8 protein-coding genes are annotated in these 10,314 nt (G+C 61.6%); 6 read left to right on the top strand and 2 right to left on the bottom strand.

Annotation, left to right across the window (positions count from 1 at the left end; genetic code table 11):
* The first annotated feature begins 147 nt into the window (after nucleotides 1-147).
* The 6 genes from ARUE_RS23305 (at nucleotide 148) to ARUE_RS23325 (ending at nucleotide 9,062) form a co-directional block, all read left to right on the top strand.
* On the top strand, nucleotides 148-375 hold the full coding sequence (locus tag ARUE_RS23305) for a hypothetical protein (RefSeq protein ID WP_043472115.1): 228 nt from the start codon (nucleotides 148-150) through the stop codon (nucleotides 373-375).
* A gap of 2 nt (nucleotides 376-377) precedes the next feature.
* On the top strand, nucleotides 378-1,730 hold the full coding sequence (locus ARUE_RS23310; RefSeq protein ID WP_011928075.1) for a hypothetical protein: 1,353 nt from the start codon (nucleotides 378-380) through the stop codon (nucleotides 1,728-1,730).
* Between the two features lie 492 nt (nucleotides 1,731-2,222).
* A complete protein-coding gene (locus tag ARUE_RS24900) occupies nucleotides 2,223-2,351 on the top strand; it encodes a hypothetical protein (RefSeq protein ID WP_286140417.1) in 129 nt (42 codons plus the stop codon).
* A 475-nt stretch (nucleotides 2,352-2,826) separates the two neighbouring features.
* Nucleotides 2,827-3,072 carry a hypothetical protein gene (locus ARUE_RS24405; RefSeq protein ID WP_051025169.1) on the top strand — a complete coding sequence of 82 codons (246 nt, stop codon included), beginning with the start codon at nucleotides 2,827-2,829 and terminating at the stop codon, nucleotides 3,070-3,072.
* 230 nt (nucleotides 3,073-3,302) lie between these two features.
* Nucleotides 3,303-8,426: a telomere-associated protein gene (locus tag ARUE_RS23540; RefSeq protein WP_011928078.1), complete on the top strand. Its 5,124-nt coding sequence runs from the start codon at nucleotides 3,303-3,305 to the stop codon at nucleotides 8,424-8,426.
* Between the two features lie 3 nt (nucleotides 8,427-8,429).
* Nucleotides 8,430-9,062, top strand: coding sequence for a helix-turn-helix domain-containing protein (locus ARUE_RS23325; RefSeq protein ID WP_011928079.1), 633 nt, complete (start codon nucleotides 8,430-8,432; stop codon nucleotides 9,060-9,062).
* Here ARUE_RS23325 and ARUE_RS23330 read toward each other — a convergent pair.
* Together ARUE_RS23330 and ARUE_RS23335 are read right to left on the bottom strand one after the other, a co-directional pair.
* A complete protein-coding gene (locus tag ARUE_RS23330) occupies nucleotides 9,059-9,712 on the bottom strand; it encodes a hypothetical protein (RefSeq protein WP_162486292.1) in 654 nt (217 codons plus the stop codon). The genes ARUE_RS23325 and ARUE_RS23330 overlap by 4 nt on opposite strands.
* The gene (locus ARUE_RS23335; protein ID WP_043472118.1) at nucleotides 9,709-9,993 is read right to left on the bottom strand and encodes a hypothetical protein; all 285 of its coding nucleotides are present in this window, start codon (nucleotides 9,991-9,993) and stop codon (nucleotides 9,709-9,711) included. Before ARUE_RS23335 ends, ARUE_RS23330 begins: the two co-directional genes overlap by 4 nt.
* Between the last annotated feature and the right edge of the window lie 321 nt (nucleotides 9,994-10,314).

Consider the following 10,314-nt stretch of genomic DNA (forward strand, 5'->3'; position numbering starts at 1 on the left):
AAGATAACTCAATATATCCGTTTGGTCTAGTTAATTAGACCTTTCGTGCAATAGGGTAGACCTCAAAGATTGCCGAGGGGTGCTTGTCTAAAAGCTGCCGGTCCGAGCCCCTTGGTATTGCTACGAGGACCAGAAAGGAGATCCATCATGGTTGAGTCAGGACTCACACCTGAAGACGAGGCTCGCATCGTCGCAGAAGACGGCAAACACCCTAAGGACATGTCCAGGGAAGAGTTCGTCGAGGCACTAAAGCGCGCTGAAGTATCCACGGACGACACGCCGCAACGCGGCCGGATCGGACGCAGAAGCAACCTCACTACCGGCAACGCCGTCGCCTTCTTCGATTCCCCCGCGCGCAATGAACCGGGGGAGTAGCCATGTGCAAGAATCTCTCTGAACCCGGGGGATACCGGTGCGGGGATCCAATCAGCAAAGCCTCCGCTGCCGCCTACGAACTAACCGCCTTCATCGGCGCAACGCCATTCAGGCCGGAGTCAGCCGAACTGCTCAAGCTCAATTCCCGGCCTGCGTACTACGACTCCGAGGAATGGCGCGAGTACGACGACACCATCCAGCTCGCGGCCGAACGACACAACATCGCCCTGATAGACAACAGGCCTGCCGACGGACTCTGGGAAGGCGACGCCGAACCGGCCGGCGCCTATATCGTTCAGGGACGTGAGGAAGACATCAAGGCCTGGGCAGGAGAAGTCGCCGGCCGATACAACCAGGACTCCGTCATGGTGGCCTTCGTTGACGACAACGGGCCGGACACCCTCTACACCTTCAAGCAACAGAGCGGGATTAATACCGCCGAGGCGCTAGAAGACCTTCAGCTCGCAGGAATCGACGGCGGCCGCGTAGTCAACGGAGACCTGCAAATCATCCAGGATGACAATGGGCCATCGACCAAGGCACTCCAGCGACTCCAGCTGCGCTACGGGGAACCCGAATTTACCCCTGTCCGCGCTATCTTCGTGGAAAAGACGCCCGAACACCTGGACCATGCACCCATCAAGGAAATCCAGGCCATCAGGCAGAAATACGCCAGCGCACAAGGGATTGAAAAGCGCCGGCCCCTTCCGCACATGAGCGAACTGGACGACATCGCAGCAGCGAAAGCCTACGAAGCCGCCCGCCACGCTCCAGACGATCCGGCCGTAAAGCGCTCCTACTCCGCATTGCGCCGCCATATCGTCGAACAGCACAACGCACTGACGGAGGCCGGCTACACCTTCGAGCCCTGGCACGGCCAGCAGGAGCAGCCCTATCGGGACTCCGCAGAAATGCTCAAAGACGTCCGCGAAAACAAGCACTTGTTCTTCTACCGGACTGAAGTCTCCGACACTACCGATGGCGCGCTGCCACCAAACCACCCTATGGCTCAGACCGTCACCACCCGGCACAAAGACGGAACGGAATCCGAAGCACCCGTGAACGACGTCTTCCGCGCCGTGCATGACGCGTTCGCCCACGGCGACGGATTCCAATTCGGTCCAAAAGGCGAAAAGCGCGCCTGGTGGACGCATCGCAACTCGCTTCCGCGCGATGCCCACCTGGCGCTCTGGTGTGAAACACGAGCCCAGAACGTCTGGACAAACGCAGGCCCCCACATGCAGGACCCCACCGGCCTCTCCCTGAAGAAAGCAGGCACCGATGGATGGCTACCAGTCAAAGACCGACCTTACGCAGCCCAAAAGGCGGTCAAAGTCGCACCAGGATTCTACTGACACCGAAACCCTCGGCAGCTTCCTTCGCAATTTCCAGTACCCCGACGACGCCAGGCACATCGAGGCCAAACCCTGAGGGACGCCCACGACCATGCGAGCAATGAGCTGCTCGACATGCGACTCCAGTATCTGAAGGATCACCTACCGGACTAGCCACCAGGCCCGGCTCCAGGACATCTAGCGCGGCACCGATTTGGTGCCGCGCTGGACGTTGTTACACCTGTTACACCTAAAAACACGGCATACCCCAAAAATGCCCCAAAATTTGAACGTAAGTGCACCACACGGTACGACACACCCGGATGAGGCGACTCGCCATGACATTTGTGCGGAGAACCTTTCCCCACCAGCACAATTCAGCCCGCAAGCCCGCACCGCACCCGGTGGACCACCTGTGGACACAGCCCAGGCACTGAGCGACCGGCGCCCACAGCCCTCCAGCGAAGACCTAAGATCGTGGGCCGGGACCAACCCGGAGAAGGTGAGAGGTGCGTGAACCGCGAACACAAGGACAATGGCCGGAAACTCCAGGTGGCAGGGATCTGGATCGGTGCAGCCAGCCTGGCCGTGGCCATCTTCCGGGCGATCGTCGACGTCTGGATCCTGACCGGACGGTGGTAACAGCCGGGCGGTTTCTGTGCCAAGTACATGCAACCGTGCACTTTGGGGCACTCCAAATGGTGCTGTTACACCTCGACCCGACAAAAGGGTGTAACAGCACCATGACGACGAATACACCCCAAACCCGCGGATTTACGCGGATTTTCACGCCATCGGGCCAAAACGGGCACGGTCCGTGAAAATGGGGTGGGTAACAGCAAAAAACCCGCCTGACCTGCGAAAACGTTGCGCTGTTACACCTGTTACACCCTAGAAACGACATACCTACCCCAAAAACTACTAAGAGGATGCGCCATGTAAGTCGGCGCCGATTCTGCCGCGGCCAGAAAAATCCGCAGACTTCTGTCTAAAACCTCCGGGCGGCCCACCCTTGACGTGTCATGAGGGCTGAAATGGATTCGCAAGGGATTATTAACGCCACGCCGACGCAGGCGGCGTTCCTGATTCAGAATCCCGCGAGTGATAGAACGGACTCATGGCAAAGCCCGGAGCACCCTCAAGAGGCGATCGAAGGCAGTTCCCTCTTCGCCCCCCTCGCCAGCACTACGACACATTCAAGGCCCACGCGGACGAACTCGGCATTCCGTTGGGTTCCTACGTGCTGCTCAGGCTCTCCGAAGCCGAGGGCCTGCCGATTCCGGATTTCGTTCAGCATGATCTGGACAAGGCCCGGGCAAGGCGTCAGATCAGTGGTCAGGGGGATCTCTTGGCTGCCGGTTAAACGAGGAAGGCCCTCCGAGCCTGGCAGCTGGAGGACCTTCAAAAAGTATGTGGTTCTGATCGTCAATCTTTGGCGGGAATGCGATCCGAACCTTGCAATACACCTTCGTAGGACCTTCGGTGAAAGGACCCTTCTGACATGATTTTACATGTCTTGCAGTTTTTAGACCACAGCCGGGTTTCGGCGTGGCTTAGCTGCGCCGTTCCCGCCGTATTTCGCGGGGAGGTGCAATGAGCAGCCAGCCGGATCAGAACTACGCCCGCTCGTCCCTGGACCGCGTTTTTAACGCCCTTTCCGAGCAGGGCCTCCGCCCAACCCGTCATGCCGATCACTTCATGGCCTGCTGCCCCGTGCACGGGGACAACAACCCTTCGCTTTCCGTGACCTACAAGAAGGACACGGGACTGACCACGATGTGGTGCCACAGCTGCCAGGCCCCTTTTGCGGACATCGTCCACGCGCTGGGTCTGGAAGCGACCGAAACCTTTGATGCTCCTTTGGAGCCCCGGCCAGCCTGGACCCGGACTACGCAGAAGCGGAAGCTGGCCAAGCTGGCCAAGCTGCCTGCCCGCCTCACGGCACCGGAGAAGGACAACACTCCCGCGCCGCGGCACAAGTGGGTGACCACGGCGACCTATGAGTATGCCAACGCTGACGGGGAGCTCGTACAGAAGGTCATCCGCCAGGAGTGCAAGGTCTCGACCCATCCTGACAAGCGCTTCACCCAGTCATTCATCAACCCTTTCACCGGGAAGGAAGTCACGACCAAGCCGGAAGGTTTCATTCCTGCCCTGTACCACCAGCCCGACATCGTTCAGGCTGTTGCAGCGGGCCGTGAAATCTGGATCTGTGAAGGAGAGAAGGACACCGACAACGCTCGCGCCGCTGGCCTTGCCGCGACGACGAACGCCCAGGGCGCCCTTTCCTTCCCTGAGGTCCTTGTTGAGCCGTTCCACGGCGCTGTCGTCAACGTGGTGGCTGACCGGGACACCGCCGGCTACAAGCGGGCAGCCAATCTCCACGCAGTGCTGACCCCGGTGGCCAAGTCCGTGCGGCTGTTGCTGCCGGCCACCTTGGAAGCCAAATCTGATCTGACGGACCACTTGGAAGCCGGTCACGGCATTGCCGGGCTGGTTGAATTCACCGCCGGTGAAGCCCGGATGCTGGCCGCACTGGGGGATGTGCGGGGGGCCATCAAGGCCCTGGATGTGTGCCTGGATGAAGCCCGGGCCAGGGTCCAGCTCGCCAGCCGTAAGACCATGAGCAAGCTGGACGCCCAGGACGAGCTGCTGAGCGCCGGCCGCTGGGCCAAGGAAGCACAGCTCAAATTTGAGCGGCTTCAAGAGATGTACCAGGCAGTTCCGTTCGATGCCGCGACGGCGTCCGAGCTGGAGACCAGTACCCATGAGGACATGAGGCTTGCCCTGGAGGAAGCCGCGGACAAGGCCCGTCAGGCCCACACCGTGGCGAAGGTAAAACTTCCCCGGATCCTTGACCCTGAAGCACCCGAAAAGCCTGCACACCCGTTGCACGAGGTCATCGTGCTGCCGACGGCCAATACCGCTGCCACGCTGGTTGGATTCGACGGCGGGTTCGGCTTCGACCCGGAGGCCGGGGCCAACGAGGGCATCGAGTACCTGGTGCGCAACGGCGACACCGTCGAACTGAAGTGGGAGCGCAGCGGCGACACCTTCCGCAAACGCTACAAGCGCATCATGCGCGGCTGGGCCGAAGTTCAGTCCATGTCGATCGAGGACGACGGCACAGCGACCACCGTGGCGCCACTGACGCATGAAATTGCCATCAAGTTTTCCCGCTTCAAGCCCCTGGATGATGGCAAGAAGCACGAGATCGACGAAAATGGCCGGCCTGTCGTGGAATCACAGGTCGAGGTCTTTGATTCCGAGTGCATCCGCGACGGCTCATGGGTGAGCCGGCTGCCTTTCCCTGGCATGGTGGAGTCCTCCTCCCGCAAGGGCAAGGACGCCGCTTGGGACGCCATCTTCCTTGCCCGCCCGACCCCCGCAAACAGGGACACGGTCTACACAGCTCCCGGCTGGAGGGAAAGCGAAACCGGACCATTCTTTGTCCATGGCGGGGGCGCGATCGCTAAGGGCGGCACCCTGTCCATCAAGACCGGAATGCCGAAAGCACTCAGCCCCTTCAAGCTTCCCGAGCCTGTTACCGACGGCGCCGCCCTGGCCGAGGCTTGGGCTACCGGAACCGTTCCGCTGATGGACCTTCCGGCCCGCATCATGGCGCCGCTCCTGGGCGTGGTCTGGGAATCGGTGTTCCACCCGGTTCCCATGATCACCCACCTCCAGGGCGGCCGCGCCTCGGCAAAGACCTCCACGGCACGGCAGGCGATGCACTACTTCGCACCGTCCATGAAGTACCTCGGTGACACCGAGATCCTTTCCGGAGCCAACATGGGCGGTACGACCATCGGTCTCGTCCGTTCCCTGGGAATGGCACATGACGTGCCGATCCTGATCGATGACATAGCCCCGGACGGCGATGTCAAGAAGGCCCAGAAGAAGCTGATGGATCTGGCTCGACTGATCTTCAACGGCACCGGCCGTGTCGTTGGCAAGCAGCGCGGTGGCGTCAGTGTTGACGAACCGACCAGGGCAACGGTGATCACTACCGGCGAGATGGGCATCACCGGTTCCAGCCTGACCCGAATGATCTGCCTGCCCCTGGATCCCGGGACCATCCCCAGCCCCGGGCAAACCTTCGGGCTGCTCGAACGCGAAGAGCTGCGCAGCGCCCGTGGCCAGCTTGGCGCATCGCTGATCCAATGGATCGCCGACCACCGGACCGAGCTGCAGGCCGAGCACAAGACTCAGCTGGACAATCTCACTGCCCCGGGCAGCTCCTACAACTACTGGCACAAACGCCTTGAGTCCCTGCCCCACGACGAGGGCCACAAAGGCCGCCTGATCACCGGTGCCATGTCCATGGACCACGGCATCCGCTTGATGCTGCGGATGCTCCGTTCCAACGATGCTCTGTCAACCGACCAGGCCAATGAGTTCTACCGCTGGGCCGAGGATGGCATCTATCAGGCGATCGCACTCCAGGACACCGACGGCGGCGATTCCGCCGAACAGTTCCTGCACTACCTCCGTGAAGCTCTCGGCAGCCACAGCGCGCACCTCACTGACGAGCACGGTACGGCGCCGGAAAACCCCTCAGGGAAGGGATGGGTCCAGCAAGGATCCGGGGAATACCTCCAGTGGCGCCCGAGCGGTGCCCGCCTCGGCGTGATCAAGGACGACCGGGCCTACATCATCCCCAGCGTCGCCCTGGGGACGGTCATGCAGGTTTCCCAGCGGGCGGACGAAATTTTCGACGCACCCAAGGACTCCATTGCCTCCGCTTTGGCAGCCCACAACTGGCTGCGTGTTGATGGAGCAGGCAAGCGCGCTGTCGGCCGCCGGATCGACGGGGTGCTCTCACGCGTCTGGGACATCCCGCTGGCTGTCCTCAACGGTGACGAGCACGACGACAACGACGGCAATGACGGCCAGGGCCCCACGCCTCCGGCACTCTTCGACAACCCGGGAGCGGCACCCTCACCAACCGCACCTCCCACACCCCCCGCACCGACCGCAGGACCGGCGGGCATCGAGAAGACGGGACCGGACGGACGCATTGCCGTGGAAACCCGACTCAGCGAGCCCCAGATATGTGCATGGTGCTCCCAGCAGACGGAAACGGCCGTGGACGAGGTTCCATTGCACTGGAGCTGCTACGCCGGCGCTGAACACAGCAAGGAAGCTCCGGTAGCTCCCTCGATCGAGCCGCTGCACCGTGAAGAAGCCTCCACCGAGATCCAGGCACCGGAGGCGCCTTCCGATGCCCGGGCAATCGTTCCTGCCAATGACAAGCGCCGGCCCGCCGCCGCCAGGACGATGACAAAGTTCCGGGCCAGCCTGGCCGTTCTCCACGACGACGGAGTCTGGCTGCCGTCAGGGGAGCGCATCGAACTCGCGGCACCGCTGCGGCACATCGGTGACGCCATCAACCTGATCACTCAGTTGAACCTGGGCACGGCCGTGACCAGCTGGCGCAACGAAGCCGGCCAGCTGTACGCAACGGCCGAAGGCCTGGCCTCTGTCGGCATCGATCTCAGCGAAATGCCTCAGGACCGGTACGCGTACACCAAGGCCATTGAAGCCGCTACCAAGGACCACCCGTTCCTGGTGGACGCCATGGCCGACGGCTGGAAGATCGGCGGGCTCAAAGAGGACAAGATCTCGATGAACGCCACAACCCGAGCCTGGTCCGAAAAGAACAGCAACCACCGCGGCGTACTCGTGATGCTGCCAGCCATGCGTGACGACTTCGATGCCATAACCGAAGGCAACCCCACGCCCGCCACCATTGCGCGGCGGCTTCAGAAGTTCGCTTCAGCATTGAACTACCCGTACACCGTGGCTGCTTCCTCCACCGGCCTGGACCTGATGAAAACCCTGCACTGGAAGGACCGGGAAACCCTGTTCGCACCCTCAACCCCCATCGAGCCGTCCCGCATCCGCACCCTGGAAGCTGACGCCCTCTGGTCCCGTGTGCCGACCTCGACCGAACTGGAACACAAGTACCTCCACGCCTACGACCGCGGAGGTTCCTACCTGGCAGGAGTCTCCGGCCTCGATCTGGGAATCGGTGACCCGACCTACCACCCGTCCGGTGTGGCCTTCGACAAGAAGAAGCCCGGCTACTGGCGCGTGAACATGCCCGAAAAGACAGAATGGCTCGCCCCCAACCCGCTGGACCCTCAGAACAGGGCAATCAACGGCCTCACCTGGGTCAGCACTCCGACCCTCGATGTCGCAGTCGAACTCGGCTACGAGCTCGAAGTCACCGAAGCCTACGTATGGGAGAAGAAGTCCCGGATCCTGGACACCTGGTACGAGCGCGTACGGGACGCCAGGACCCTGCTGGACACCCCAGATCCCGATGACATTCAGGCCAGAAACCTCCTGAAGACCTTGTACGTCCAGTCCCTGGGCCTCATGGCCAGCTACGACTGGATGGAAGGCAAACCGATGTTCGCCCCCGAGCGCTACCACTTCATTCAGGCGCGCTCGCGAGCCAACATCATCCGCAGGATCAACCAGATCGGCAATGACCACGGCCGCTGGCCGGTTGCTGTCACCAAGGACACCATCCTCTACACCAGCGATGAGCGCGATCCAGTGGCGGCGTGGCCCGGCCTGCAGAAGCACTACGGCCGCGGTTTGGGCCAGTTCAAATACGAAGGATCTGCGCTGATGGCAGACCACCAGCAGTTCCTCACAGGGAGCGGCTACAAGGGCAAAGACAAACTGGAAATGTGGGAGGCATAGCCTGTGATCTACGAAGACGTCAGCAACGTTGACCATGCATCACGCCGGAATCTGTTGTTTTCCGCGTTCACGGGGCGCCATGAAGTCGAGACCTCCGGGAAGTCCACGGACATCCACGCCATGCTGGCCACGACCTACGGAATCGAACGGCGCGGGAAGACCTCGATTGATACCCGCAAGGCCTCCAAGGATCTTGGAGTCAGCCAGCGCACGATTCAGCGCTGGCTCAAGGAGGAGAACAAGCCCAAGTTGGACAATCTAAAGAAGATCCAGACGAAGTCCCGCCAGGCGGCCTCGACCAAGCGCGGCCGCCAGACGGCACTCAAAGCTTCACCGAAAAACGTGCATTTCAAGAAGTACGGAGCCCACCTGACCGTCAAAGGCGTCCAGGGCCCTCCGCCCGGGTCCGGCGGCAAGGCCTACACCCGAGACCGGCTCTCACAGCTAGAGCTCGATCCCGATACGTTCAGTGCACTCATGGACGCCTTCGAACAGGGTGGAGAAAAGAGTGCCGTGGCGTATTTGGAAGGCATCTACAACGATAAGTACGTAGCCGACTGGAGCTTCGGGACCATTCGGGAGCTGACCTTCAATGACCTGAGCACCCGCGGATCCAGGGACCCGCGTTCCCTCTAGTCCTGGCGGCCGCCCGCCAAGCTCTCCAGGGGCGGCCGAGGCGCGTTTTCCAGCCAGGCCTCTGTTCTTCCCCTCGCAATCAGATCCTCGGGAAGCACCAGCCGCCAGCGAGCCACGGCCAGAAGCAACTCACCTTTTGCGGCCTGGGCAGCAAATCTGTTCTCAAACATGTGGCGCTCGATGATCACCCCACCTTGGCGGAGCCGCTTCACTGACTTTTCATCGTTGTGGGCGATTCGGGCCAGGCACACCTTAAGCGCCGGCATCCACACCACCGCCAAAACGTGGGATTTTATCCATCCCTTCTCTACCCAGGCATCATTCAGCCGTGACCTGGGGACGTTGATCCGAGCCACCGATTCCCGGGCGTACTCCAGTTCCTTGGCTTCCTGCTCCACGAGCGGGGCCGGCGGGAGGACCTTGGACTCAATGTCAGGACGCCGGCTCTTTGGAAGGCCACGCTGCACCCAGCGGCGCACGGTCCGTTCGGATACTCCCGCACGTCTCGCCACAACATGGGTATCGAAACCATGCGGTCCGCCGTACGCCTCGAAAGCATGCATCAGAACAACCCCCAGCCGCCGCTCACCCCAAGGATCCGCTGCCGAGTCAGCCGGCATAGGCCCTACAGGGAGATCATTGGCGCTCACAGATCATCTCCGTTGGATTCCAGCAGCTCACGGGCCTTCTTACCTGCGCGGGGTGGCCTGCCGGGCCTGCCGGCGTTCCGCAGTGCCCGTTGCGCGATGTACTTGGTTATTTCCTTGCGGCTGTACACACCCCGGGATAGCGGCTTCGGGAAATCAACATCATTCCAGGCATACTGCCGAACAGACTGCACACGGACTGTCATCAGCTCAGCAATCTCCGGAACCGTAATTACGTCCCGGGAGACCCGCCGGCGCTTCTCCCACTCCTCTTCTGATCCCACCAATCCGCCCTGCCACCTCCTCGTTCCGCAAAAACCAGTGCCGTCACTCGGCCTGCATCCAAATTACTATATCGCCTATCTATTAATTAGCCTCGAAAAATAACGTTGACAGCGATCGCAAACGCTCACTCACAGCGCCCAACTAATTGTCAAGGCCCAAATTACCGAATCCCCAGACCCCTCAAGAGCCGGCCGCGAAGCGGCTAAATCCGTGAAAACGTGCGGGCGATACCCATCATTCCCAACCCAGCCAACCCGGTGCGCCCGGCTTGCCGGTGTGCCCTGGAGCTGGCCGCAACGCGGCCAGACCTGCCCAGCAGG

The sequence above is a fragment of the Arthrobacter sp. Rue61a genome, from assembly GCF_000294695.2.
Classification (GTDB): domain Bacteria; phylum Actinomycetota; class Actinomycetes; order Actinomycetales; family Micrococcaceae; genus Arthrobacter; species Arthrobacter aurescens_A.

What these genes read in the sequence shown, in the direction of transcription:
- ARUE_RS24405 (WP_051025169.1), top strand. Translation starts at nt 2,827, where the DNA reads ATGGCAAAGCCCGGAGCACCCTCAAGAGGCGATCGAAGGCAGTTCCCT.
- ARUE_RS23310 (WP_011928075.1), top strand. Translation starts at nt 378, where the DNA reads ATGTGCAAGAATCTCTCTGAACCCGGGGGATACCGGTGCGGGGATCCA.
- ARUE_RS23305 (WP_043472115.1), top strand. Translation starts at nt 148, where the DNA reads ATGGTTGAGTCAGGACTCACACCTGAAGACGAGGCTCGCATCGTCGCA.
- ARUE_RS23540 (WP_011928078.1), top strand. Translation starts at nt 3,303, where the DNA reads ATGAGCAGCCAGCCGGATCAGAACTACGCCCGCTCGTCCCTGGACCGC.